Source organism: Ensifer sp. Root31, from assembly GCF_001424825.1.
Taxonomy (GTDB): Bacteria; Pseudomonadota; Alphaproteobacteria; order Rhizobiales; family Rhizobiaceae; genus Ensifer; species Ensifer canadensis.
Genome location: NZ_LMCO01000065.1, coordinates 60,877 through 85,297, shown reverse-complemented (window position 1 = coordinate 85,297; position 24,421 = coordinate 60,877). Strand labels below are relative to the sequence as shown.

The 24,421-nt window shown below is 61.9% G+C and carries 22 protein-coding genes; 17 read left to right on the top strand and 5 right to left on the bottom strand.

The genetic code is table 11. The annotated features are described in order from the left end of the window. Window positions 1-14: 14 nt before the first annotated feature. Both ASD00_RS33390 and ASD00_RS33385 read left to right on the top strand, forming a co-directional pair. The gene (locus ASD00_RS33390) at window positions 15-779 is read left to right on the top strand and encodes an ATP-binding cassette domain-containing protein (protein ID WP_025428643.1); all 765 of its coding nucleotides are present in this window, start codon (window positions 15-17) and stop codon (window positions 777-779) included. 10 nt (window positions 780-789) lie between these two features. After that, window positions 790-1,941 carry a M20 aminoacylase family protein gene (locus ASD00_RS33385; RefSeq protein WP_025428644.1) on the top strand — a complete coding sequence of 384 codons (1,152 nt, stop codon included), beginning with the start codon at window positions 790-792 and terminating at the stop codon, window positions 1,939-1,941. Window positions 1,942-1,971: 30 nt separating this feature from the next. Here the strand turns inward: ASD00_RS33385 and ASD00_RS33380 are convergent, their stop codons facing one another. Beyond that, window positions 1,972-3,348: an FAD-containing oxidoreductase gene (locus ASD00_RS33380; protein WP_025428645.1), complete on the bottom strand. Its 1,377-nt coding sequence runs from the start codon at window positions 3,346-3,348 to the stop codon at window positions 1,972-1,974. Next, complete coding sequence (locus ASD00_RS33375) at window positions 3,345-3,812, bottom strand: hypothetical protein (RefSeq protein WP_057211231.1); 468 nt, start codon at window positions 3,810-3,812, stop codon at window positions 3,345-3,347. The genes ASD00_RS33380 and ASD00_RS33375 overlap by 4 nt, the downstream gene beginning before the upstream one ends. A 335-nt stretch (window positions 3,813-4,147) precedes the next feature. Between ASD00_RS33375 and ASD00_RS33370 the strand changes: the two genes are divergently transcribed. The 9 genes from ASD00_RS33370 (at window position 4,148) to ugpC (ending at window position 13,677) form a co-directional block, all read left to right on the top strand. After that, window positions 4,148-5,059 carry an ABC transporter substrate-binding protein gene (locus tag ASD00_RS33370; protein WP_025428647.1) on the top strand — a complete coding sequence of 304 codons (912 nt, stop codon included), beginning with the start codon at window positions 4,148-4,150 and terminating at the stop codon, window positions 5,057-5,059. A 115-nt stretch (window positions 5,060-5,174) separates the two neighbouring features. Further along, complete coding sequence (locus ASD00_RS33365) at window positions 5,175-6,341, top strand: ABC transporter permease (RefSeq protein ID WP_025428648.1); 1,167 nt, start codon at window positions 5,175-5,177, stop codon at window positions 6,339-6,341. After that, window positions 6,338-7,276 (top strand): ABC transporter ATP-binding protein, encoded by a 939-nt coding sequence (locus ASD00_RS33360; RefSeq protein WP_025428649.1) that lies wholly within the window; start codon window positions 6,338-6,340, stop codon window positions 7,274-7,276. The genes ASD00_RS33365 and ASD00_RS33360 overlap by 4 nt, the downstream gene beginning before the upstream one ends. Then, window positions 7,276-8,013, top strand: a complete 738-nt coding sequence (locus ASD00_RS33355) for an ABC transporter permease (protein WP_025428650.1) — start codon at window positions 7,276-7,278, stop codon at window positions 8,011-8,013. The genes ASD00_RS33360 and ASD00_RS33355 overlap by 1 nt, the downstream gene beginning before the upstream one ends. Window positions 8,014-8,280: 267 nt before the next feature. Then, window positions 8,281-9,438 carry a Gfo/Idh/MocA family oxidoreductase gene (locus ASD00_RS33350; RefSeq protein ID WP_025428651.1) on the top strand — a complete coding sequence of 386 codons (1,158 nt, stop codon included), beginning with the start codon at window positions 8,281-8,283 and terminating at the stop codon, window positions 9,436-9,438. Window positions 9,439-9,451: 13 nt separating this feature from the next. Beyond that, window positions 9,452-10,336, top strand: coding sequence for a sugar ABC transporter permease (locus tag ASD00_RS33345; RefSeq protein WP_025428652.1), 885 nt, complete (start codon window positions 9,452-9,454; stop codon window positions 10,334-10,336). Further along, a complete protein-coding gene (locus ASD00_RS33340) occupies window positions 10,333-11,190 on the top strand; it encodes a carbohydrate ABC transporter permease (RefSeq protein WP_025428653.1) in 858 nt (285 codons plus the stop codon). Before ASD00_RS33345 ends, ASD00_RS33340 begins: the two co-directional genes overlap by 4 nt. Before the next feature lie 35 nt (window positions 11,191-11,225). After that, complete coding sequence (locus tag ASD00_RS33335) at window positions 11,226-12,455, top strand: ABC transporter substrate-binding protein (RefSeq protein ID WP_025428654.1); 1,230 nt, start codon at window positions 11,226-11,228, stop codon at window positions 12,453-12,455. A gap of 88 nt (window positions 12,456-12,543) precedes the next feature. Next, a complete protein-coding gene (gene ugpC / locus ASD00_RS33330; protein WP_025428655.1) occupies window positions 12,544-13,677 on the top strand; it encodes a sn-glycerol-3-phosphate ABC transporter ATP-binding protein UgpC in 1,134 nt (377 codons plus the stop codon). A gap of 151 nt (window positions 13,678-13,828) precedes the next feature. Here ugpC and ASD00_RS33325 read toward each other — a convergent pair whose 3' ends face one another. After that, the gene (locus ASD00_RS33325; RefSeq protein WP_025428656.1) at window positions 13,829-15,304 is read right to left on the bottom strand and encodes a M81 family metallopeptidase; all 1,476 of its coding nucleotides are present in this window, start codon (window positions 15,302-15,304) and stop codon (window positions 13,829-13,831) included. 20 nt (window positions 15,305-15,324) lie between these two features. After that, window positions 15,325-15,816 (bottom strand): hypothetical protein, encoded by a 492-nt coding sequence (locus ASD00_RS33320; RefSeq protein WP_025428657.1) that lies wholly within the window; start codon window positions 15,814-15,816, stop codon window positions 15,325-15,327. Window positions 15,817-15,929: 113 nt separating this feature from the next. Here ASD00_RS33320 and ASD00_RS33315 point away from each other — a divergent pair, with 113 nt between their 5' ends. The 6 genes from ASD00_RS33315 to ASD00_RS33290 all read left to right on the top strand — a co-directional run bounded on the left by ASD00_RS33315 (window position 15,930) and on the right by ASD00_RS33290 (window position 22,704). Further along, a complete protein-coding gene (locus ASD00_RS33315) occupies window positions 15,930-16,319 on the top strand; it encodes a RidA family protein (RefSeq protein ID WP_025428658.1) in 390 nt (129 codons plus the stop codon). 25 nt (window positions 16,320-16,344) lie between these two features. Then, a complete protein-coding gene (locus tag ASD00_RS33310; RefSeq protein WP_025428659.1) occupies window positions 16,345-17,208 on the top strand; it encodes a MurR/RpiR family transcriptional regulator in 864 nt (287 codons plus the stop codon). Window positions 17,209-17,229: 21 nt separating this feature from the next. Beyond that, window positions 17,230-18,006, top strand: a complete 777-nt coding sequence (locus ASD00_RS33305; protein ID WP_025428660.1) for an SDR family oxidoreductase — start codon at window positions 17,230-17,232, stop codon at window positions 18,004-18,006. A 25-nt stretch (window positions 18,007-18,031) separates the two neighbouring features. Then, window positions 18,032-19,951 (top strand): beta-N-acetylhexosaminidase, encoded by a 1,920-nt coding sequence (locus ASD00_RS33300; protein ID WP_025428661.1) that lies wholly within the window; start codon window positions 18,032-18,034, stop codon window positions 19,949-19,951. 11 nt (window positions 19,952-19,962) lie between these two features. Continuing rightward, window positions 19,963-21,405 (top strand): M81 family metallopeptidase, encoded by a 1,443-nt coding sequence (locus ASD00_RS33295; RefSeq protein ID WP_025428662.1) that lies wholly within the window; start codon window positions 19,963-19,965, stop codon window positions 21,403-21,405. 87 nt (window positions 21,406-21,492) lie between these two features. Next, a complete protein-coding gene (locus ASD00_RS33290) occupies window positions 21,493-22,704 on the top strand; it encodes an MFS transporter (RefSeq protein WP_025428663.1) in 1,212 nt (403 codons plus the stop codon). A gap of 43 nt (window positions 22,705-22,747) precedes the next feature. Here ASD00_RS33290 and hutU read toward each other — a convergent pair whose 3' ends face one another. After that, on the bottom strand, window positions 22,748-24,421 hold the full coding sequence (gene hutU / locus ASD00_RS33285) for a urocanate hydratase (protein ID WP_025428664.1): 1,674 nt from the start codon (window positions 24,419-24,421) through the stop codon (window positions 22,748-22,750).

Below are 24,421 nucleotides of genomic sequence, written 5' to 3'. Positions count from 1 at the left end.
CGGGAGGAACGATGATGGTCGCAACCGCACTGTCAGTGAAGAACATCCACAAGAGCTTCGGCTCGGTCGAGGTACTCAAGGGTGTTTCGTTCGAAGCGAAATCCGGCGACGTCATTTCGCTGATCGGCAGCAGCGGCTCTGGCAAAAGCACGCTGCTGCGCTGCATCAACTATCTCGAGACGCCCGACGAGGGCGAAATCTCGGTATCGGGCGAAGTGATCAGGACGTTGAAGGGCAAGGACGGCAAGCTCGTTGCCGCCGACAAGCGCCAGCTCGAGCATATCCGCACCCGCCTCGGCATGGTGTTCCAGAGCTTCAATCTCTGGTCCCACAAGACCATCCTCGAAAACATCATCGAGGGGCCGATGCATGTGCTTGGCATGACGCGCAAGGACGCCGTCGGCGAGGCCGAGGTGCTGATGGAGAAGGTCGGCATCACGCCGAAGCGCGACCACTATCCCAACCAGCTTTCGGGCGGCCAGCAGCAACGCGCAGCGATCGCGCGGGCTTTGGCGATGAAACCCGATGTGATGCTCTTCGACGAGCCGACATCGGCGCTGGACCCGGAACTCGTCAACGAGGTGCTGCTGGTCATCAAGAAACTGGCGGAGGAGGGGCGCACCATGGTGATGGTGACGCATGAAATGTCGCTGGCGCGCGACATCTCCAGCGAAGTCATCTTCCTTCACAAGGGGCTCGTTGAAGAACGCGGCGCCCCGTCGCAGGTCATGCGTGACCCGAAGTCGGCGCGCCTGCGCCAGTTCCTGCAGATGGCTTGAGGAGAACACCATGCGCGACGCGATCCTGTCGAAATTCCTGCCTGAACTCGTCAATATCCGCCACAAGCTGCACGAGATGCCGGAGATCGGCCTGTCTGAAGTGAAGACCTCGGAATTCGTCGCCGGCCTGCTGCAGTCCTGGGGCTTCGAGGTGACGCGCGGGCTTGCAACGACCGGCATCGTCGCGACACTGAAGCGCGGCAACAGCAACCGGTCGATCGGCTTTCGTGCCGACATGGATGCGCTGCCGATGCAGGAAGAAACAGGACTCGCCTATCAGAGCCAGCATCCCGGCGCGATGCATGCCTGCGGCCATGACGGTCACACGAGCATGCTGCTGGGCGCCGCCTGGGCGCTGTCGCAGGATGCGAGTTTCAACGGAACCGTGCATCTGATCTTCCAGCCCGCCGAGGAGAATTTCGGCGGCGGCAAGCTGATGATCGAGGACGGCCTGTTCAAGCGCTTTCCCTGCGAGCGCGTCTTTGCGCTTCACAACTGGCCAGGTCTGCCGGCCGGTACCTTCTCGACGCGCGCCGGTGCCATGGCCGCCTCGATCGATGTGCTGACGCTGACGATCAGGGGCAAAGGCGGCCATGGGGCGCAGCCGGAACTGACGGTCGATCCGGTGGTCGTCGGCTCAAGCGTCGTCATGGCGCTGCAGACGCTCGTGTCGCGCAACGTCTCGCCGCATCAGCCCTCGGTCGTGACCGTCGGTTCGTTCCAATCGGGCTCGGCGTCCAACATCATTCCCGACACCGCAGTGCTGGAGATCAGCATGCGGGCAACCGATCCTGCCGTGCGAAAGCAGTTGCAGGAGCGCGTCGAGCAGATTGCGCGTTTCCAGGCGCAGAGCTTCAATGCCGATGTTACTTTCGGCTGGCAGGTCGGTTATCCCGCGACCATCAACGACGCGGAGGCGGTCGCAGAGGCGCGCGCCGTGATCAGCGAGAAATTCGGTGAAGGCGCGTTCGTCGAACTCGCCCAGCCGTTGATGGGCAGCGAGGACTTTTCCTTCCTGCTCGAAGAGGTTCCCGGCGCCTACGTGCTGATTGGCAATGGTGAGAGCAGCGGGCTCCACACCACGCGCTACGACTTCAACGACGAAATCCTCGAACGTGGCGCGATGTATTTCTACCATCTCGCACGCTCTGCGCTGGTCTGAACCAACACCTGACGGTCGGCTTGCCGACCGTCAGTTTGCCGGCGCGAGATCCCCGAAGACCGTCGGGATAAGCTCCGAAACCGTCGGGTGAATGTGCACCGCATGGGTGATCGTGGTGTAGGGCTTCTTGGCGTACATGACGTCGAGAATGCTCTGAACCGCTTCGTCGCCGCCGGTGCCCAGGATCGATGCGCCGAGGATCTCCTTGCTGTCGGCGTCGACGACAACCTTCATGAATCCCTCGGTCTCGCCTTTTTCGACCGCCCGGCCGACCCGGGTCATCGGCCTCCTACCGACGGCAATCTTGCGGCCGGTCTTGCGCGCCTCGGTCTCGCTCATGCCGGCGCGCCCGAGCGGCGGGTCGATATAGAGCGCATAGGTGGAGATGCGGTCGCTGACGCGCCGCGGCTCGCCGTCGAGCAGGTTGGCGGCGACGATCTCGAAGTCGTTATAGGCAGTGTGGGTGAAGGCGCCGCGGCCGTTGCAATCTCCCATGGCGAAGATGTGCGGCACGTTGGTCCGCAAGGCGTCATCGACCTCAATATAGCCGTGCGCGTCGGTCTTTACGCCCGCCCTGTCGAGCCCGAGATCGTCGGTGTTCGGCCGGCGGCCCGTCGCAAGCAGCAGATGTGAGCCGGTGACCTCCGGCGCGCCCGAGGTGCAATCGACGCCGGCGACGACATCGTCGCCTCGCCTGGCGAAACGAATGCATTCGGCGTTGAGCCGAAACCGGATGCCCTCCTTCTCCAGGATCGCAAGGACCGCATCTGAGACATCTGGGTCTTCGCGGGCAATCAGCTTCGGGCCCTTCTCGATCACCGTTACCTCGGAGCCAAAGCGGCGGAACATCTGGGCGAATTCAAGGCCGATATAACTGCCGCCGACGATGATCAGATGCCTTGGAAGAACATCCTGGTCCATCATCGACACATTGGTGAGAAAAGGCACGTCGTCGACACCGGGAAAATCCGGTACTGCCGCCCGACCGCCGGTGTTCAGGAAAATCTGGTCGGCAGTGAGGATTTCTTCGCCCACCCGGATCGTGTGCGGGTCCTCAAATTGGGCATGACCTTCGATGACGGTGCAGTTTTCCATCCCCTTGAGCCAGTTTTCAACGCCCGTGCGGGCGTCGGTCCTCACCTTGTCCTTGCGCGCCATGACGCGCTTGAAATCGACCGAAACCGGGCCGGTTGTCACGCCGAAATCGGCACCGCGACGCGCCATGTGCACGGCGTAGGCGCTGGCGACCATCGCCTTGGTCGGCATGCAGCCGGTGTTGACGCAGGTGCCGCCGAAGAGCTTGCGCTCGATAAGCGCCACGGCCTTGCCGGCCGCGGCCAGACGACCGGCCAATGACGGTCCCGCCTGGCCTGCGCCGATGATGATGGCGTCGAAATGTTTTGTCATAGGACTGAGGACACCACCCAGAGCGCGAGCAGCACTGCAACGACGTCTTCCAGCAGGGCAATCGGCAGGTCCTTACCGCCGGTGGCTGCGACCAGGCGCTTGCGCGCCTCATAGCCACCAAGCGTGCCGATCACGGCGCCGATGACGCCGGCAACCAGGCCGCCGACCAACGAACCGCCGGCAGTGCCCAGCACCGCACCGCAGAATCCGCCGCTGACGATGCGTGCGCCGAACTGTTGCGGCACCTTGCGGCTCGGTGTGCTCGGCAACTGGTCGGTGACGAATTCAACGAGCGCGAGGAGCCCGAAAATGTAAGGCGTAAAGCGGAAGCCCATGAAGGCTGCCCAGGTGCCGGAAAGCGGCAACCAGCCGGCGGCCGCACCAATGCTGACGGCGGCAGGTGCAGTCATGACGCGAAGGCCGGCGACCACGCCGATTAGAAGCGCGAGAAGATAGATCGACATCAATTCCCCGAACGTTCGCCGGGCGAACCCGCGCCGCCAGCCCCCAAGCGGTTCGGATCGAGCGGCATCGCAACCAAGAGTGAAAGCGGATGTTTCCGGCGGGCCTCAATCAGAGTGACCGACAACGCTGTTGATTGCAACGTCCAATCCTACGCTGCCCCATGCGGTAGTTGATGCTTTCGATCGCGTTACTTGATGTTGGAATTTTTCGCGCGCCGCACTTCCTGCGTGCAGCTCTATTTTTCGTCGAAGACTGACATATATGGAATGGCTTGCCCGGACGACGCGAATATTCCGTGATCAAACTGCGGGACTGAATTTCGAGGGAGATCTCCATGCGCCTGACCAAACTGCTTATCGGGACAGCCTTTGCCTTGACACTCACTGCAGCCGCCGCCAACGCCGACGTCGTGGTGTCCTCCAAGATCGATACAGAAGGCGGTGTGCTCGGCAACATCATCCTTGCTGTGTTGAATGCCAATAATATCAAAACTGTAGACCGCGTACAGCTCGGTGCTACACCGGTGGTGCGCAAGGCGATCACCGCCGGCGAGATCGACATCTACCCGGAGTACACCGGCAATGCCGCCTTCTTCTTCGAGAAGGCCGATGACCCGGTCTGGAAGGACGCGGCGAAGGCCTACGAGTCCGCCAAGAAGCTCGACTACGACGCCAACAAGATTGTCTGGCTGACGCCATCGCCGGCCAACAACACCTGGGCAATCGGGCTGCGCAAGGACGTCGCTGAAGCCAACAAGCTGGCGACGTTGTCCGATTTCGGCAAGTATGTTGCCGGCGGCGGAAACATCGTGCTCGCCGCATCGTCCGAATTCGTCAACTCGGCAGCAGCGCTTCCCGCATTCCAGACGACCTACGCCTTCACGTTGAAGCCGGAGCAGCTGATCACGCTTTCGGGTGGCGATACGGCAGCGACAATCGCTGCGGCTGCTAACCAGACGAATGGTGCCAATGCCGCGATGGTCTACGGCACCGATGGCGGCATCGCCCCCTCCGGCCTCGTGGTGTTGGAAGACGACAAGGCAGTCCAGCCGATCTACCAGCCGGCTCCGATCATTCGCGAGGCAGTGCTGAAGGAAAATCCTCAGATCGAGTCCCTGCTGAAGCCGGTCTTCGAGAAACTCGATCTGGTGACACTGCAGGAGTTGAATGGCCGCGTCCAAGTCGGTGGTGAACCGGCCAAGACGGTTGCCGAAGACTTCCTGAAGAAGAACGGCTTTCTGAAATAGGTTGACGCAAATGCGCGACGCTGGTCGGATGCACGCATCCGACCAGCGTTTTGTTTTCTAGGCGTAGAACGACCAAGGTCCGTCGAGCGGAAGCCGGGCGAGAAAAAGGGATCTGATGCAGCTCCGCGTGGACAAGCTTGGCGTGATCATTGCCGTGCTTACCGCCTACGGCGCCTTGCTGGCGCCCTTTGCGACTTTTCGTGCCAACCGCATCGTCGCCGGCGAGGCGAGATCGCTCGGCGAGGCGTTGCCTCCGGCGTGGGCTGCCATCATCCTTATCCTCGTGATCGCCACGGCGGTTGTCGCCCTCCTGAAAACGCCAAGCCCGCTACGCCTTGCCATCGCCTTTTCGACGATCGCGGCATTGGCGCTCGGTATCGGTGCTGCAGCCGGCCACCTGACGCCGCCTGAAAATACCTACGCCCGCGTTTCGCCAGCATCAGGGTTCTGGATTCTTTTGTTTGCGCTCGGTCTTCTAGCGGCCGACGCATTGACCCGGATGCGTCCATCCCCGCTGGTGCGAGTGCTGTTCCTTGCCGCCGTCCTTGGTTTTATTGCCGCGCTCCTGTGGTCCGGCACCTGGGACGGTCTGTCGCTTCTGAAAGAATATGCCAGCCGCGCCGACACCTTCTGGGCCGAGGCAGGCAAGCATGTGATGCTCGCCTTGGGTTCGCTTGCCGCCGCCACCATTGTCGGCATTCCGCTCGGCGTTCTCTGCCATCGTGTCACGCGCCTGCGCGATGGCCTTTTGGGTGTCCTGAATGCGATCCAGACGATCCCGTCGATTGCACTTTTCGGCATTCTGATAGCGCCGCTTGGCTGGATTGCGATCCATGTTCCGGGTGCTGCCGCCATCGGCATCCGTGGGATCGGGGCGGCACCGGCATTCGTTGCCCTTTTCCTCTATTCGCTGCTGCCTGTCGTCGCCAATACAGTGGTGGGGCTTGCCGGCGTGCCGCGAGAAGCCAACGACGCGGCACGCGGCATCGGCATGACCGACTTCCAACGCCTTGCCGGTATCGAGTTTCCGCTGGCTTTTCCGGTCGTTCTCACCGGCATTCGCATCGTGCTCGTTCAGAACATCGGGTTGGCGACGATCGCGGCGCTGATCGGCGGCGGCGGTTTCGGCGTCTTCGTCTTCCAGGGGGTGGGGCAGACGGCGATGGATCTGGTGCTGCTCGGGGCAGTGCCGACCGTTATCCTTGCCTTCACGGCCGCAATCGTCCTCGACGCCGTGATCGAGGCGGCTACTCCGAACCGCAACCAGGTGCAAAGCGCATGATCGAGATCGAAGGCATTACCAAGCGCTATGGCGAAACCACTGTCGTCAGGGATGTCCGCCTGACGATCGCGCCGCGCACGGTTACCGTTATCGTCGGCACGTCCGGTTCCGGCAAGACGACGCTGCTTAGGATGATCAATCGTCTGGTCGAACCGACATCGGGCACGATCAGGCTCGATGGCGAGGATAACCGCTCGTTGCCGGGCTACGAGCTGCGTCGCCGGATCGGCTATGCGATCCAGGGGCACGGGTTGTTTCCACATCGCACGGTCGCTCAGAACATCGCCACCGTGCCGACGCTGCTCGGCTGGGATCGCGCCCGCATAGACGCGAAGGTCGCCGAGCTGCTGACGCTTTTTCAGCTCGACCCCGCGGCGTTCGGCCCGCGCTATCCGCACGAACTCTCCGGCGGCCAGCAGCAGCGCGTCGGCGTTGCCCGCGCGCTTGCGGCAGAGCCGAAGGTGCTGCTGATGGACGAGCCCTTCGGCGCGCTCGACCCGATCATTCGCGCCAAGGCCCAGGACGACCTGCTGGCGATCCAGAAACATTTCGAAACGACTGTTGTCCTCGTCACGCACGACATGGAGGAGGCTTTCCATCTGGCCGACCGGATTGCGGTCATGGACAAGGGCGAGGTGGTGCAATACGCAACGCCGGCCGAAATGCTCGTCAAACCGGCGACCGCTTTCGTCGAGAGCCTGATCGGGGCCGGTGAGCGCCCGTTTCGCCTGCTGGCGATCGAGCCGGTGTCATCAGCCGTTGAACCGGGTACCGCTGAGGGAGAGGCGATCTCAAGCGCTGCCAGTCAACGCGAGGCCCTGTCGACGCTTCTCTGGTCCGGCCGCAAGGCTCTTCCCGTCGTCGGCCCCGATGGTGTCCTCATCGGCAAGGTCAGTCTTGAAAGCTTGGCGCAGCGTGCCGCGGGGCCATCGTGATGCTGCGTCTTCCCAACCTGTTCCGGCTGCTTGCTCTAGCCCTTCTGATCGCGTTTCTGGTCCAGCCGCAGTGGTTCGAGCCGCTGTTGCGACCGCTTGTGCAGGAGAATGCGCCGGCCATCTATAACCAGGGCAGCCTGCTGCAACTGACGTTTCTGCATCTGCGCACTGTCGCGATTGCAACGGCTGGCGCGACGGTGGTCGCGCTGGCTCTGGCGATCCTGGTGACACGCACTTCCGGAGCAGAATTCCTGCCGCTTTCGCGCAGCCTTGTGAACATCGGCCAGACGTTTCCGCCGGTTGCGGTGCTGGCGCTCGCCGTGCCGATCTTCGGCTTCGGCGAGAAGCCGACGCTGATTGCGCTCTTCCTCTACGGCCTGCTGCCGATCTTCGAGAATGCTCTGACTGGGCTTACGACCTTGCCGCCTTCGATCATGGAGGCGGCGCGGGGCACCGGCATGACCGGGCGCCAGCGGCTGATGAAAATCGAACTGCCGCTGGCGATGCCGGTCATCCTCGCCGGCATCCGGCTCTCCGTGGTGATCAGTCTGGCGACGGCGACGATCGGCTCGACGGTCGCAGCAAGGACGCTCGGCGAGGTGATCATCGCCGGCCTCCAGTCGAACAATCTCGCCTTCGTCGTTCAGGGCGGCCTCATCGTCGCGGTGCTCGCGGTGTTGATCCACGACGCCTTGCAGGCAGCCGAACGAAGCATCAGTTCTCGAATGGGACGGTAGTTTCGTCAACGATGCGTTCTGGCGCGAACGAGACGCCTCACATGGCGAAGCCGCATTGGTCTGGACCGCTTTCCCCCTGTTGTAGCGTTAATGGGTCACTTCCCTTTTCGGTTGTGTTGGCAATTGCCCATATTTCCGGTGTTTCCGACCTTTATGAAAATGAATTTCACAATTTTACAAAATACGCGGATTTAGGTTGACGACCTGAAAAAACTGTCCCAGTCTGCGAAAATAAATTACGCCATAAGGCAAGGGAACAGTGCGCGCATGAAAGTCGGGATAATCGGACTCGGATTCCGTCTGGGATATCTGGGCTACGTTTTCAAAGCCATGGATGAGAACTTCGAGATCGCGGGATACGTCGATCCGAATCCGGCCGGACTGCCGGGCCTGACCGAAAAAGGCATCTCCGCCGGCACGGCCTATGCGACGCCTGAAGAGCTAATCGCCAATGAAAAGCTCGACCTGCTGATGATCGGTTCGCCCAACCACATGCATCTCGATCATATCCGGATCGGGCTCGAGGCCGGCCTCAAAGTCTTCAGCGAAAAGCCGATCGTGACGACGGTCCAGGAAAGCCTGGAGCTTGCGCAGTTGATGGCGAAATTCGGTCATGAGCGGCTGATGGTCGGCCTCGTGCTGCGCTACGCGCCGATGTATCGCGACCTGCGTGCGGCCCTTGCCGAAGGAAAGCTCGGCCAGGTCGTCTCGATCGAGGCATCCGAACATATCGAACCCTATCACGGTGCCTTCTTCATGCGCGACTGGCGCCGCTACGAGCGCTATTCCGGCAGCTTCATGCTGGAAAAATGCTGCCATGACCTCGATCTTTACAACGGCGTCGTCGGCGCGCGTCCCGAACGTGTCGCCAGCTTCGGCGGCCGCAAGAGCTTCATTCCCGCAAACGACCCCGCACGCGAGGGCATCAACGATCTCGAGCTTTTCCATCGCAAGCCGAGCGGCTGGATGGGATCCGACAAGGTGTTCGACAGCGACGGCGACATCATCGACTATCAGGTCGCCATCGTCGAATATGCCAATGGCGTCGGCATGAACTTCCACACCAATCTCAATGTGCCGGACCAGTTCCGACGCTTCTGCATCATGGGATCGCGGGGCATGGCCGAGGGGGATTTTATCCGCGGCTATTTTGACGTGCACGAGATGCTGAGCGGCAAGAAGGTGGTCGAGAACAAGTACGCGGCCACCGAGCTGTCGCAGCACTACGGCGCCGATGAGCAGATGGCGACCGACATCATCGGCCATGTGCGTGACGGCCGGCCGCTGCCGGTCTCGACGATCGATGCGCTCGAAGCCGGTATCCTCGCCTTGTCGATGGACGAGGCCCGGCGCAAGCGGACCGTGATCGATCTCAGGCCGATCTGGGATCGGTTCGACGAAGCCTTGCACTCGCGCGCGGCTTGAGGGGAGAAGCGGGATGAGTGTTCAACGCAGCACGATCATCTTCGCCTGGATCCTGCTCCTACCAGCCGTGCTCTACGTCACGGTCATCGTCGCCTATCCCCTTGTCGACACCTTCATCCTGTCGTTCACCGACGCGTCGCTGAAGAAGACGACGAAATGGGTCGGCTGGGCCAACTATGACAAGATCTTCAACGAGACCTTCGCCGAGGTCATCTTCCGCACCTTCATTTGGACCTTCTTCTCGGTCTCGATCAAAATGATCATCGGTGTCTTCGGCGCGACCATGCTGAACGCAGCCGTGCCCGGCCGCGCGCTTTTCCGGCTGCTCACCATGCCGCCGTGGATCGTCCCGATGGCCATCGGCATCTTCATGTGGGGCTGGATGTACAACGGCCAGTTCGGCATGATTTCCGGCGTGCTGCAGAACTGGGGTCTCATCGACGGACCGATCGCTTTCCTCGCACGCGGCGAGACGGCCTTCTGGGCGACAATCGTTACCGACGTGTGGATCGGCGTGCCGCTGGTCACGCTCTACATGCTGGCTGCGATGCAGGCGATCCCGCAGGATCTGTATGAGGCGGCCTGGACGGATGGAGCAGGGCGCTTCTATCGATTCCGGCGCATCACGCTGCCGCTGCTGGTGCCGTCGCTGATCACGATGTCGATGTTGTCGCTGATCGCGACCTTCAACTCCTTCGATATCATCTGGATCCTCACGCAGGGTGGTCCGAACGGCGAAACTACAACGATGATCATCGATACCTACCGCACCGCCATAGGGTCGAAGAAATACGGCGAGGGTGCGGCACGCGCGGTGCTGATCTGCATCTTCCTGTCGATCTTCTGCTTTGCCTATTTCCGGGTCACCAGCCGCCTGTCCTCGGGAGAACAGAAATGAGCCAGCCTGCCTTGATCAACCGATATCGCTGGTACGAACTCGTCGCCATCTATGCCGGGATCTTTGTTTTCCTGGCCTTCATTCTGGCGCCATTCGTCGAGGGGTTCCTCGTTTCGCTGAAGCCGCTGGGTCTGCTCTTTTCCTCCCCCTACAAGTTCTGGCCGGAAAACGGATCATTCGCCGCCTATCGGACCATGTGGGACAGCGTGCCCGGTTTCGCTCGGTACATCTTCAATTCCTTCTTCATCTCCACCATCGTCACAGCCATCGTGCTGATACTGGTCATTCCGGCGGCCTATGCCTTTGCCCGCTTCAAATTCCGCGGCAGCGGCGCGCTGCTCGGCGCCTTTCTCGCAGTCAACATGTTCTCCGGCGCCGTGCTGCTCATTCCGCTTTTCCGGCTGATGCGCAGCTTCGGCGTGCTCAACACCTATCTCGCCATGATCATGCCGGGTGTCGCCTTCCTTATCCCGTCGGCGATCTGGCTGTTGCGCACTTACATGATGCGCATTCCGCGTGAGCTCGACGAGGCCGCTTTCGTCGATGGCGCGAGCCATTTCTATACGCTGCGCCGCGTGATCCTGCCGATCGCCATGCCGGGCATCACCGTGGTGGCGATCACCACCTTCATCGGCGCCTATGCCCAGCAGTTCATTTATGCCCTGACCTTCAACTCCAAGAGCGAATACATGCCGCTACCGGTCGGGCTCTTCGCCTATTTCGGTCGCCAAGAGGTGATCTGGAACGAGCTCATGGCGGCGAGTTTCGTCGGCATCGCGCCGGCGGTCGTCGTGATCTTCCTCCTACAACGGTATCTCGTCAGCGGGCTGACCGCAGGCGCGGTGAAACAATAAGACCAACCAACCACCAGAGAACGGGAGCTTGCAACGTGTCAATTCAATTCAAGACAGGGGTACTCGCGCTCGCCCTGCTCGGTTCGACCGCGCTTGGCGCAGTCACCGCCCAGGCGGCCGACCAGGAGATTAGCTGGATCTACTGCGGCGACACCATGGATGCGGTTCACGCCAAATACATCAAGCAGTGGGAAGAAAAGAATCCAGGCTGGAAAGTCACGCCGGAAGTTGTCGGCTGGGCCCAGTGCCAGGATAAGGCAACGACGCTTGCCGCTGCCGGCACGCCGGTCGCCATGGCCTATGTCGGCTCGCGCACGCTGAAGGAGTTCGCCCAGAACGATCTCATCGTTCCCGTGCCGATGACGGACGAGGAAAAGAAGAGCTATTACCCCAACATCGTCGACACGGTGACCTTCGACGACAACCAGTGGGGCGTTCCGATCGCGTTCTCGACCAAGGCGCTCTATTGGAACAAGGACCTGTTCAAGCAGGCCGGCCTTGATCCTGAGAAGCCGCCGAAGACCTGGGCCGAAGAGATCGAGTTCGCCAAGGCGATCAAGGAAAAGACGGGTATCGCCGGTTACGGCCTTCCGGCCAAGACCTTCGACAACACGATGCACCAGTTCATGCACTGGGTGTACACCAACAACGGCAAGGTGATCGATGGCGACAAGATCGTCATCGACAGCCCGGAGGTTCTCGCCGCGCTCCAGGCCTACAAGGACATCACTCCCTATTCCGTCGAAGGGGCGACCGCCTACGAACAGAACGAGGTTCGCGCGATCTTCCTCGACGGCAAGGTCGGCATGATCCAGGGCGGGTCTGGTGCCGCCGTGCGCCTGAAGGACACCAAGGTCAACTGGGGCGTTGCGCCGCTGCCGCTCGGCCCATCGGCCAAGGGCGAGGGGACGCTGCTGATTACCGACAGCCTGGCGATCTTCAAGGGCTCCGGTGTCGAAGAGAAGGCGACCGAATTCGCCAAATTCATCACCTCGCCCGGTCCGCAAGGTGAGTATGAGTTGCAAGGCGCGGCCGGCCTGACGCCGTTGCGTCCGTCGCCGATGGTTGACGAATTCGTCAAGAAGGACCCCTATTGGCAGCCGTTCATCGACGGCATCGCGTTCGGTGGTCCGGAGCCGCTCTTTACCGACTACAAGGGCTTCCAGAACGTCATCATCGCAATGGTCCAGTCGGTGGTGACCGGCAAGGCCGAACCGGCCGACGCCTTGAAGAAGGCGGCCGCCGACCTCGAAGAGTACAAGTAAAATCACCGGGCCGCGGATCTTTGGTCCGCGGCCCAGGCCAATCCGCTTACGAACGTGCCGCTTCTCGCCGGTGGCCGGAGACAGTTTCTTGGGACAGCTCAATCTCAATACGGTTCAGAAATTCTACGGGACATTCGAGGTGCTGAAAGGTATCCAGCTCGAAGTCAGGAACGGTGAGTTCGTCGTTTTCGTCGGACCCTCCGGCTGCGGCAAGTCGACATTGCTCAGGATGATAGCCGGTCTCGATGAGACCAGCTCGGGGGACATCGTGATCGATGGCAAACGCGTCAACGACCTGCCGCCGGTCAAGCGCGGGATCGCGATGGTGTTCCAATCCTATGCGCTCTACCCGCACATGTCTGTCTTCGAGAACATTGCCTTTCCGCTTCGCGTGGAAAACATGCCGGAAGAGAAACTGAAGGCCAAGGTGGAGCATGCAGCGCGCATTCTCCATCTGGACCAGCGGCTACAGCAAAAACCGGGAATGCTCTCCGGCGGCCAGCGCCAACGGGTGGCCATCGGCCGGGCGATCGTGCGCGAACCGAAGATCTTTCTGTTCGACGAGCCGCTCTCTAACCTCGATGCGGCGCTGCGCGCCGACATGCGCATTGAATTGGCGAAGCTGCATCGGCAATTGCGGGCCACGATGATCTACGTCACGCACGACCAGGTCGAAGCGATGACGATGGCGGACCGGATCGTCGTGCTCAATGCCGGTGAAATCGCCCAGACAGGCGCACCGCTCGAGCTCTACCATAAGCCAGCCAACATTTTCGTCGCCGGTTTCATCGGCAACCCGAAGATGAACTTCCTGCCGGTCACCTGCAAAGGCGTCAGCGATGCCGGCGTAGAGGTCGATTACAAGGGGAAGACGGTTGTCGTCCCGGTCAGGCCGCACGATGGCCTGGTTGGGCGGACATTGACGCTGGGCGTCCGGCCCGAGCACATTTTGCTCGGCGCCGGAGACCTGTCGCTGACAGTCACGCCAACGGTGATCGAGCGCCTGGGCGCCCATACCGTTGCCTATGCCGCCATCAGCGGTGAAGGGGAGAACTATTGCGCGATGCTGCCGGGCACGGTGGCAATCCGCCCGGAGGAACAGGTGTTGACCGGCATACGTGCCGCCGACTGCCATCTGTTCGACGAGGCGGGCATCGCGCTCGAGCGGCGTGTCGAACTCACCGATATCGACATGGGCTTGCTCGACCCGGCGGCGGCCTGAGCGGAGCGTAGCTAGACTAGGACAAGAACGGCCGCTGTCCATGACCAGGACAGCGGCCGTTTTCGTTATTGGTGATGAGAATAGGCCAGATCAGAAGGCCGATCTGCTGACTATCCGCCTCGATCGCGGCCGCCGCATAAACTGCCTTGGTTCACGCCGCTCCCTTTTCGAGACCATGCGGATCGGCGACCTTCGGCCAGATATTCCTGGGTGCGCGCAGATAGGCGGTCTTGGCGGGGTTGTTCGGGTAGGGGGTGCCGGCCGAGCAATATAGGATCTGCGCGGCGATCTTGGAGAACGAAGCGTAGAAGTGGTTGGTCGATTTGATGACCAGAATGCTCTTTGACTGCGGGTCGAGGCCCATCACCGAGAAGAGGCTCGGATCGAAGCTTTGCGCCCGCGTCGAATTCAGGATGATATCGATGCCGCGATAGGAAATGAGGGCTGCATCGCCGAAGGGGGCAAAACTCTCGCCGAACCGCATCTCGGCGTCGCGGACCAGCTTGACCACCTTGACGATGCCATCGACAGGATTGCCGGTTCCCGGAGCCGACTTGGCGCCGAAGCGCAACGGGATTTCGGCGCCTTCGCCGGCGGCCATGCAGATCTGCACGGCCATCGGATCCCAGATCGTTCCGACGGCGGCATTGGTGACACCCTGTGCCAGCAGTTCCTCGAGCAGCACCGTCGCGTCGCCCGCGGTTCCGCCGCCCGGGTTGTCCCAGACATCGGCGATGACGACCGGGCCTTCGGTCGCAGCCTTCGCCTCGGCGACAGCTTGCTTCTCGTCGATCTGCGGCATGATGAAGGTTCCGCGTTTCGAAAAGAGTTCGAGCCCGAGTTCCCGTGCGAGCGCCTCGCCTTTCTCCGGTTTGCCGTTGGTCACGGCGAGCACCTTCGTGCCCATTTCCGGAACATCGCCCGCCATGAAGCCGTGCACCATCGAAAGCGACAGGACATCGGCGTCCTCCGCTTCGATACGCATCAGCTTGTCGACGAAGGAGCGCATTGGCTCGCGCGAAGTTGGGTAGACGTCGATCATGCGGCAGTCGAACACTGACATCACAGGCGTCACGCGACCTTCCAGCGTGTCGATGGCGATCCGCCAGAGATCCTCGGCACGATCGACGAAGTCGGTGTGCGGGAACTCCTTGAAGTAGACGAAGAAGTCTGACGCCGAAACGCGCTTCTGGGTCAAGTGGCTGTGCGGGTCCAACTCGGCGCAGACGAGAACATCACGGCCAACGATCTCGCGAATGCGAGAAAGAAGATCGCCCTCGGTGTCCTCGTAGCCGGCAGCGACCATCGCGCCGTGCAGTCCCATGACGACGGCATTGACCGGAAGCGCGGCGCGCAACTGGTCGAGGATTTCATCGCGCAGGCTCTCATAGGTCTGGCGGTTGACGAGGCCGGCAGGATCCGCCCAGGTGGCGGTGCCTTCGATCAGCGTCCAGCCTTTTTCCGCGGCAATGCGGCGGCCGACCGTGATCGGCGCCGTACAGAGCGTCGGCGTCTCAGGATGCTCGCCCGGCGGCGCGTAGAGCGACGCCTCGAAGGCGCGGCGATCTATGCAGATGGGCGAGAAGGTATTGGTTTCCGTTGCGAGCGCTGCTGTGAAGATCCGCAATGCCGTTGCCTTTTTGCTTTTTAGGCCGGTCCCATCGGGTTCGGCAGGTAGCCGGTGAAACCGGAGATCTTCCAGCGTCCCTCGTGCAGGCGGCAATAATAGACCGTCTGCCATTTCATCACGTCGAAGCTGCCGTCCGATTTCTTCAACCCGCCGTCGAACTTCTTGCGCGCAAGCGCGAAGTCGCCGTTGACCTCGATGTCCTCAAGCGTCGTCGTCGTGAAGATCGCCGTGCGTGTGTCTTCCGCGAAGGAGAGGCCCGCGAAATCTTTCGCCTGGCGCAGCCACTCATCGCGATAGGCCGAAAGCGAGGGAAAGGTGAGGCGCCAATTGTCGGGATTGGTTTCGCGACGTCCATCGATGCCGATGAAGCCGTCTTCGACAAAGTCACCTGCCACCATCGACCAGTCGGCCGAAAGAAAAGCGTCGATATCGCGCGGAACAAGCATCTCCCAGATGCTATGGCGTGCGGTGTCGGAAGAGGGGAACGGATTGAGGAAGGGATCCCGCATGTTTTCGCCCTGGATTGAAATTCTTTTCATGAATGGTGTTTTTCTCTGGTCAAATTCAGCTTTCTATGGTCACTTGTCAACGATCAAAGAAAATAATTTGCACGAAGGCACACATGACCATCAAACGGTATGGCACTGAACAAGTCGGTGCGGGCGGTAAGCCATTACCCTTTGCGCGCGCGGTGGAAGCGGACGGCTGGCTGCATGTTTCCGGCCAGGTCGCCATGGAAAAAGGCGAGATCATCGAGGGCGGTATCATCCCTCAGACGCACAAGGCGATCGCCAATCTTCTGGCCATTCTGGACGAGGCCGGATACGGTACCGAGCACGTGGTGCGTTGCGGCGTTTGGCTCGACGATCCGCGTGATTTCTGGACTTTCAACAAGATCTATCAGGAGTATTTCGGTGCGCATCCACCGGCGAGGGCCTGCGTCCAGTCGGCGATGATGGTTGATTGCAAGGTCGAGATCGACTGCATCGCCTACAAGCCGAAGGAAGGCTGATAGACCCTAAGGACATCAGCAGCCGATGGATATTTTCGCGACACTTCAGGAAGAAAAGGGCCGGCTCTCGCAATCGGAGAACCGCATCGCCGATATTCTTCTGAATGACTTCGAGTTCGCGGTGAATGCATCGATCATCGAGCTGGCCGGCAAGGCCGATGTCTCTCCTCCCACGGTCACGCGCTTCTGTCGGCGGCTCGGTTGCGACAGCTTCTCCGATTTCAAGGTGCAATTGGCGCGCACCGCCTATATCGGCATGCGCTACCTGAAGCCGGAGCCGAAGAGCCGCGAGACCGGTGACGTCGCCCAGGACATCATCACCAAGGCGCAGAACGCGCTTTTCCTCCTGCATCGTTCGCTCGATCTCGCGGCGATCGAGCAGGCGGTCGAGCGCATCGCAACCGCCGAAATGATCTATGCCTTCGGTTCGGGCGGCAATTCCTCGATGATAGCCAGCGAGTTGCAGAACCGGCTCTTTCGCTACGGCCTGCGTGTTACCGCCAGTTCCGACCACAGCATGCAGCTGATGATGGCGGCCGCCGCTCGCCCAAGCGACGTTCTGATCGGCTCATCCTTCTCGGGCCGGAACGCCGAACTCGTGCGCGCCTTCACGCTGGCGCGCGAGCTCAAGGTGCCGACGATTGCCCTGACCCAGAGCAACAGTCCGGTCGCGGCCGCGGCGACGATCACGGTTCCTGTCGACCTGCCCGAGGGCAACAACATCTACCGTCCGACCTCCACCCGCATCGCCTATCTGGCGCTGCTCGATATCCTCTCCAGTCTCGTTGCCTACCGGGTTCAGCCGCAGGCAACGGTCACACTTCGGCGCATCAAGCAGCAGCTGGTGACGCACCGCGACGGTGATGACCGCCAGTTGCTGGGAGACTGACGTGCCGCGAAAGGTTTCCGCATGACGCAGTCCGTCGCCATCGTCACCGGTGCAGCCGGCGATATCGGCCGCGCAATCGCCAGGCGCCTTGGCGAGGATCATGATGTCGTCCTCCTTGCCGACATCGACAGCCGTGCCGCCGAGAGAGCGGCGCTGGAGATCGGCGGCGGCAAGCGCTTCGTTGCGGTCCCGTGCGATGTGACGGATGCGACAAGCGTCGGAAAATTGGCTGCGACGGCCGGCGAGCACGGTACGGTGCGCACGCTCGTCAACAATGCCGGCGCCGCACGCGCCGTCAGCCTGCATGATACGACGCCGGATATCTGGCGCATGGACAATGCGCTGAACCTTGAAGCTGCCTTCCTGTGCTTTCGCGCGGTGGAAGACATGCTGAAGGAAAGCCGCGGCTCGGTGATCAATATCGCCTCCGTCAACGGCATGAATGTCTTCGGCCATCCCGCCTACAGCGTTGCTAAGGCCGGCCTGCTGCATCTGACACGCCTGATCGCCGTGGAGTACGGCAAGTTCGGCATTCGCTCCAACGCCGTTGCGCCGGGCACCGTGCGAACGCAGGCATGGGAAGCGCGTGCCGCCGCCAATCCGCAGGTCTTTGAGGAAGCGCGCCGCTGGTATCCCTTACAGCGCATCGTCAATCCTGACGATGTTGCCAACGCCGTACATTTCCTCGCAGGGCCGCTCGCCGCTGCGATCTCGGGCGTGTGCCTGCCTGTTGATTGCGGTCTGACCGCCGGCCAGGCTGAACTGGCGCGAACCTTCTCACAATCTAGCCACTACTGACCGAAAGACTTCTGGGAGGAAGATCATGGCGCCCGTTTCCTATCGTCTCGAAGCGTCCTGGCAGCCTGACGGCGGCGCATTTGGCCGGTTCACCTTCACGCTGTTCAATTTCTCAGCCGCACCGCTCACGGGCTTCCGGCTGGTGTACACGTCGCTCACGCGCGTAATCGTGCCGGAGGCCTGCGACAACGCCACTTTCCTGCGCCGCAACGCCAATTTTCATGAATTCGCACCACCCGCCGGGCTGACGCTTGGCCCCGGCGAAAGCTGGACGTTCACGGTGAGCGGCCTGCATCGACAGGCGAAGCACTGCACTGATGGTGCCAAGTCAGCCTATCTGACGTTTTCGAGCGGCGAGCATGTGCCGGTCGCCGTCTCCGATCTGCTCCTGGAAAATGCCATGAGCGAGCCTCCGCCAGCACAACTGCCCGAAGGCAAGCTCGACCTGCCGTTTTCGATGCAGCCATGGCCGGCGCAAATCGACGCCTGGGCAGGCGACAGCTTTCCCGTCGTGCTTTACCCCGCGCCGATGACGGCGCCCGACGACGTGGCAGCGGTCGCGAGCGTGCTTGGGCTTTTTCATCGTCTGTTTTCGGCGGGGCATGCGCCATTCAGCCTGGTTGCCTCCAGTCAAGGGCGGGCAATTGTCTTCTCGAAGAATGCGACGCTTGCTGCCGAGGCCTACGAATTGGCCTTCTCGACCAAGGAGATCCGCCTTGCCTATGGTGGTGCTGCCGGCCGGCAATACGCGCTGACGACCTTGGCGCAGCTGCTGAACGGCGCGCGCACGCATCCGGAAAAATTCCGTTTTCCGGCGCAGGGCACGATCTCCGATGCGCCGCGTTACGGCTGGCGCGGTTGTCATCTCGACGTATCCAGGCAATTCTACCCGACATCGGACATTTCCCGCCTCATCGATATTCTCGCCTGGTTCAAGCTCAACATCTTCCACTGGCATCTGACGGATGACGAGGCCTGGCGGCTTGAAATCAAGGCGTTTCCAACGTTAACGACGATCGGCGTGCTGCGCGGGCCGGACGAACCGTTGTTGCCGCAACTCGGCAACGGTGCGGAACCCGCCGGCGGGTTCTACAGCCAAGAGGATGTGAAAGCCCTGGTGGCCCAGGCGACGGCGCTTCACGTCGAGATCGTTCCGGAGATCGACATTCCCGGCCATAGCACCGCCACGCTTGTCGCCCTGCCTGACCTGACCGATGGCCAAGAAGCGCCGGAAAGCTATCATTCCGTTCAGGGCTACCCGAACAATGCGCTCAATCCGGCGATCGCCTTTACCTATGACTTCCTCGAGAAAGTGCTCGACGAAATGGTCGAGTTGTTCCCGAGTCAGTACATCCATATCGGCGGCGACGAGGTTGCCAACGGTTCCTGGCTTGCCTCGCCGCTGGCGAAGAAGCTGATGGAGAAAGAGGGTCTTTCCGGCACCTTTGCGTTGCAATCCTTCTTCCTGAAGAAGGTCAAGCAGATGCTGACCGTCCGCGGCCGCAAGCTTGCCGGGTGGAACGAGGTCGCCCATGGCGGCGGCGTCGAGACCGAAGGCACGTTGCTGATGGCGTGGGAGCGGCCGGAGGTCGGCATCGAGCTTGCGCGGGAAGGCTATGACGTGGTGATGACGCCCGGTCAGGCCTATTATCTCGACATGGCGCAGGCCGACGCCTGGCAGGAACCGGGCGCCAGCTGGGCCGGGACGGCAACGTCGGCCCATACCTATGGCTACGAGGCCGAAGGCGAATTTCCGGATGAGCTGAAAGCGCGCATGAAGGGCGTTCAGGCCTGCATCTGGTCGGAGCATTTCCTGTCGCGCGGCTACTTCAATCGGCTCGTCTTCCCCAGGCTGTGCGCCATCGCCGAAGCCGCATGGACCCCGAAATCCGCCAAGGACTGGCAGCGCTTTGCTGCGATCGCTCCCTTGAGCCCGAAACTGTGACAGGAGCTTCCATGCGCATTGCCGTCGGCGGTATCCATACGGAGTGCAGCACCTATTCGCCGGTGCTGATGGCGGTCGAGGATTTTCGGGTGCTGCGCGGGGCGGATCTGCTCCAGGCGGAGTATTTCGATTTTCTCGACGCTGAAGGCATCGAGCATCTGCCGCTCCTGCACGCGCGCGCCGTGCCCGGTGGGCCGGTGTCCCGACCGACCTACGACGCCTTCAAGGCGGAGTTTCTCGACCGGCTGCAACAGGCCCTGCCGATCAACGGGCTCTATCTCGCCATGCATGGGGCGATCAAGGTCGACGGCATGGAGGATGCTGAGGGGGACTGGATCTCTGCCGCGAGATCTGTCGTCGGGCCGGACTGCCCGATCGCCACCAGCTACGATCTGCACGGCAATGTCAGCCAGCGTATCATCGACCAGATCGACATCTTCGCGGGCTATCGGACCGCGCCGCACATCGACACGCGTGAAACGATGATCCGCGCCTGGGCGATGCTCATTGAGGCGCTACGCAGCGGGACGCGCCCGGGTGTTGCGTGGGCAAAGATCCCCGTGTTGCTGCCGGGGGAATGCACCTCTACCGAGGACGAGCCGGCCAGGGGCCTCTACCGGCAACTGCCCGACATCGACGCGCGGCCGGGTGTGCTCGATGCCAACCTGATGGTCGGCTATGTCTGGGCCGACGAGCCGCGTGCAACGGCTTGTGCCGTGATTACCGCGACCGATCGGGCCGCGGCAGAGCAGGCAGCCGTCGACATTGCGGCGGCATACTGGGCGGAACGTCGCAATTTCCGTTTCGGTCCTGTGACGGGCCCGCTCGACGCCATGCTCGATGTCGCCGAAAAGGCGACGACAACCCCCATCATCCTTGCCGATTCCGGCGACAACCCGACCGGCGGCGGTGTCGGCGATAGGGCGGATGTGTTGAAGGCCCTGCTTGCGCGGGGGTGGCGCGGCGCACTCATCGCCGGTATCGCCGATCGTCCTGCCGTGGAAGCCTGCTTTGCTGCCGGCGTCGGCGAAAACCTGATGCTGAAGATCGGCGGCAGCCTCGATCCGGCAAGTCCCGTCGCGGAGATGCTGGTGGAAGTCGTACGGCTCGATGATCCTGGTCCTGTAAAGGAGCGCCAGGCGGTTGTCCGCGTTGGGGCGATCGACGTCGTGCTTTCGGCGCGACGTCGACCCTATCACGATATCGCCGACTTCACCCGCCTCGGCCTCGACCCGAGCAATGTCCGGTTGCTCGTGGTCAAGTCAGGCTATCTCTCGCCGGAACTCGCGCCGATTGCCAACCCCAACCTGATGGCGTTGACCGATGGTGTCGTCAACCAGGACATCCCCCATCTGGCAAGCCTGCACCGCTCTCGTCCCGCATTTCCCTTCGATCAGGAATTCGACTTTATGCCCAAGGCGAATCTCTCGGCGCGCTGGTCGGAATCGGTGTAAGCAGCTTCCCGCAATGCAACCGCCGGTGCGACCCGCCGGCGCCAAGCTCCCCTTTTGAAATCGCCTCCTTCGTGGACGTGCATCATCATGACTTCCTCGCTTTTCAGCGCCATGCGCAACCCGTCGATTCGGGTCAGCATGCTGGCGATCTTTCTCTTCGGCTTCGCCGGGGCGGCAACCTCACCTTATCAATCCGTGGTCGGCATCAACGAACTGGGCCTGAGTGACGGGCTCTATTCACTGCTGATTCTGGCCGCCGCGACGGTGAACGTCATCGTCAGCGTTTCCATCGGCATCCTTGCCGATCGGATCGGCAATTATCGCGTGCTGATGTCGACCGCGATCCTGTTCGGCGTGGTCGGCTACGGCATTGTCTATGTCCTGCCCTATCAATCGAGCTTTCTCGTCAGCGTGCTTCTGTTCCTGCCGATCTATGGCGCAGTCTACACGTTGCTCTTTGCCAATGTGCGCAGCGTCGCGCGGCGCATGAGTGGGCAGGACGCCGGCGCTCTGACGACCGGCGCGCGCGCGGCGATTTCGCTTGCCTGGGTATTGGTGCCCGGGCTGGTGGGCTTTGCGCTTGCCGGTGGCGACAGCATGCTGCCCGCCTATCTGCTCGCCAGCCTCGGATGCTCGGCCAACCTGCTTCTGGTCTTCTTCTCCTTGCCGAACGAGGGCGGCGTCGATCCGGGCCTGGGCAAGCGCCTTTCCTATTGGACATCCTTCGGCGAGATCCTTGCGCCGCGCATCTTCGCGCGCGTGGTCGCGGTGGCAATGATCACCTCGACATTGCATATCAACGCGGCCGTCCTGCCGCTGATCATGACCAATGCCGTCGGTGGTAGCGTCACGGATATCGGCATCATCGCCGGCGTTGTCGCTTTTCTAGAGGTGGTCTTCATCTTCGTCTGGGCGCGCATCCAGGTGAGCCTGCTGCCGGCGAAGGCACTGGCGCTCGGGACGGTCATCTATATCGGCTACATGGTCCTGCTCGGACTGTCGTCGGCGCCGTGGCACATCTATGCGCTGACGCTGATCAGCGCCTTCGGCGCTGCCGCGCTGATCACGATCCCCATCACCTACCTGCAGGAATTGATTGCCGACCGGCCGGGGCTCGGAAGCTCGCTGATCTCGGTCAACATCTTCATGAGCGGCGGCCTTTGCGCGGCGCTCTTTGCACTCGGCACCCGCATCAGCGACTATTCGGGAACAGCACTTCTTGGAGGTCTTGGCGGATTGGCGGGCCTTGGACTACTGCTCTTGCTCGAAGGCGGCAATCGGAAAGCGACCACCCCGTAAGAACCAGGGGTAGGGGCGCCAGACCGGCGCCCCTAAATCTTCGTCAGTTGCCGAGGATGCCCGGCAGGCGCAGGCCCTTGTCCTTGGCGCAGTCGAGCGCGATGTCGTAGCCGGCATCGGCGTGGCGCATGACGCCGGTGGCCGGGTCGTTCCAGAGTACACGCTCAAGTCGCTTGGCGGCATCATCAGTGCCATCGGCGCAGATGACGACGCCCGAATGCTGCGAGAAGCCCATGCCGACGCCGCCGCCATGGTGCAGCGACACCCAGGTGGCGCCGGACGCAGTGTTCAAGAGGGCGTTGAGCAGCGGCCAGTCGGAGACGGCGTCCGAGCCGTCCTTCATCGCTTCCGTTTCGCGGTTCGGCGAGGCGACCGAGCCGGAGTCGAGGTGATCGCGGCCGATGACAACAGGAGCCTTGAGCTCGCCGTTTCTGACCATTTCGTTGAAGGCGAGGCCGAGCCGATGGCGATCACCGAGACCGACCCAGCAGATGCGTGCTGGCAGTCCCTGGAACGAGATGCGCTCGCGCGCCATGTCGAGCCAATTGTGCAGGTGGGTGTTGCCGGGGGTCAGTTCCTTGACCTTGACATCGGTCTTGTAGATGTCTTCCGGATCGCCGGAGAGTGCGGCCCAACGGAACGGGCCGATGCCGCGGCAAAAGAGCGGGCGAATATAGGCCGGCACGAAGCCGGGGAAGGCGAAGGCGTTTTCGAGGCCCTCTTCCTTGGCGACCTGGCGGATGTTGTTGCCGTAGTCGAAGGTCGGGATGCCCATGTCCTGGAAGGCGATCATGGCTTCCACATGTTCACGCATCGAGGCGCGCGCAGCCTTTTCGACAGCCTTCGGGTCGCTCTCGCGCTTGGCCTTCCACTCGGCCATGGTCCAGCCCTTGGGCAGGTAGCCGTTGACCGGATCATGCGCGGAGGTCTGGTCGGTGACCATATCCGGGCGGATGCCGCGGCGAACCATTTCCGGCAGGATTTCGGCGGTGTTGCCGAGCAGGCCGACGGACTTGGCTTCGCCGTTTTTCGTCCAGCGAGCGATCATCTCCATCGCCTCGTCGAGCGTTTCCGCCTTTTCATCGACGTAGCGGGTGCGAAGGCGGAAGTCGATCGAGTCCGGGTTGCACTCGACGGCGAGGCAGGATGCACCGGCCATGACGGCTGCCAGCGGCTGTGCGCCGCCCATGCCGCCCAGACCACCTGTCAGCACCCACTTGCCTTTGAGGCTGCCACCGTAATGCTGGCGGCCGGCCTCGACGAAGGTTTCGTAGGTGCCCTGAACGATGCCCTGCGTGCCGATGTAGATCCACGAGCCGGCCGTCATCTGGCCGTACATCGCCAGACCCTTTTTATCCAGCTCGTTGAAGTGGTCCCAGGTTGCCCAATGCGGCACCAGGTTGGAGTTGGCGATCAGGACGCGCGGCGCATCCTTGTGGGTGCGGAAGACGCCGACCGGCTTGCCGGACTGGACGAGCAGGGTCTCGTCTTCGTTGAGGTCCTTCAGGGTTTCGACGATCTTGTCGAAGTCGGCCCAGGTGCGGGCGGCGCGGCCGATACCGCCATAGACGACCAGCTCGTGCGGGTTTTCTGCCACGTTCGGGTCGAGGTTGTTCATCAGCATGCGCAGCGGCGCTTCGGTCATCCAGCTCTTGGCGTTGAGCGTGGTTCCCTGTGGGGCGCGCACGTCGCGAATATTGTGGCGCGGATTGTTCAT

Bases quoted from the DNA above. Each gene is read 5' to 3' on its own strand.
- ASD00_RS33305 (WP_025428660.1), top strand. From the start codon at position 17,230: ATGACGCAGTCCGTCGCCATCGTCACCGGTGCAGCCGGCGATATCGGC.
- ASD00_RS33350 (WP_025428651.1), top strand. From the start codon at position 8,281: ATGAAAGTCGGGATAATCGGACTCGGATTCCGTCTGGGATATCTGGGC.
- ASD00_RS33340 (WP_025428653.1), top strand. From the start codon at position 10,333: ATGAGCCAGCCTGCCTTGATCAACCGATATCGCTGGTACGAACTCGTC.
- ASD00_RS33365 (WP_025428648.1), top strand. From the start codon at position 5,175: ATGCAGCTCCGCGTGGACAAGCTTGGCGTGATCATTGCCGTGCTTACC.
- ASD00_RS33345 (WP_025428652.1), top strand. From the start codon at position 9,452: ATGAGTGTTCAACGCAGCACGATCATCTTCGCCTGGATCCTGCTCCTA.
- ASD00_RS33300 (WP_025428661.1), top strand. From the start codon at position 18,032: ATGGCGCCCGTTTCCTATCGTCTCGAAGCGTCCTGGCAGCCTGACGGC.
- ASD00_RS33310 (WP_025428659.1), top strand. From the start codon at position 16,345: ATGGATATTTTCGCGACACTTCAGGAAGAAAAGGGCCGGCTCTCGCAA.
- ASD00_RS33355 (WP_025428650.1), top strand. From the start codon at position 7,276: ATGCTGCGTCTTCCCAACCTGTTCCGGCTGCTTGCTCTAGCCCTTCTG.
- ASD00_RS33385 (WP_025428644.1), top strand. From the start codon at position 790: ATGCGCGACGCGATCCTGTCGAAATTCCTGCCTGAACTCGTCAATATC.
- ASD00_RS33290 (WP_025428663.1), top strand. From the start codon at position 21,493: ATGACTTCCTCGCTTTTCAGCGCCATGCGCAACCCGTCGATTCGGGTC.
- ASD00_RS33390 (WP_025428643.1), top strand. From the start codon at position 15: ATGGTCGCAACCGCACTGTCAGTGAAGAACATCCACAAGAGCTTCGGC.
- ASD00_RS33360 (WP_025428649.1), top strand. From the start codon at position 6,338: ATGATCGAGATCGAAGGCATTACCAAGCGCTATGGCGAAACCACTGTC.
- ASD00_RS33315 (WP_025428658.1), top strand. From the start codon at position 15,930: ATGACCATCAAACGGTATGGCACTGAACAAGTCGGTGCGGGCGGTAAG.
- ASD00_RS33370 (WP_025428647.1), top strand. From the start codon at position 4,148: ATGCGCCTGACCAAACTGCTTATCGGGACAGCCTTTGCCTTGACACTC.
- ASD00_RS33295 (WP_025428662.1), top strand. From the start codon at position 19,963: ATGCGCATTGCCGTCGGCGGTATCCATACGGAGTGCAGCACCTATTCG.
- ASD00_RS33375 (WP_057211231.1), bottom strand. From the start codon at position 3,812: ATGTCGATCTATCTTCTCGCGCTTCTAATCGGCGTGGTCGCCGGCCTT.
- ASD00_RS33380 (WP_025428645.1), bottom strand. From the start codon at position 3,348: ATGACAAAACATTTCGACGCCATCATCATCGGCGCAGGCCAGGCGGGA.
- ASD00_RS33320 (WP_025428657.1), bottom strand. From the start codon at position 15,816: ATGCGGGATCCCTTCCTCAATCCGTTCCCCTCTTCCGACACCGCACGC.
- hutU (WP_025428664.1), bottom strand. From the start codon at position 24,421: ATGAACAATCCGCGCCACAATATTCGCGACGTGCGCGCCCCACAGGGA.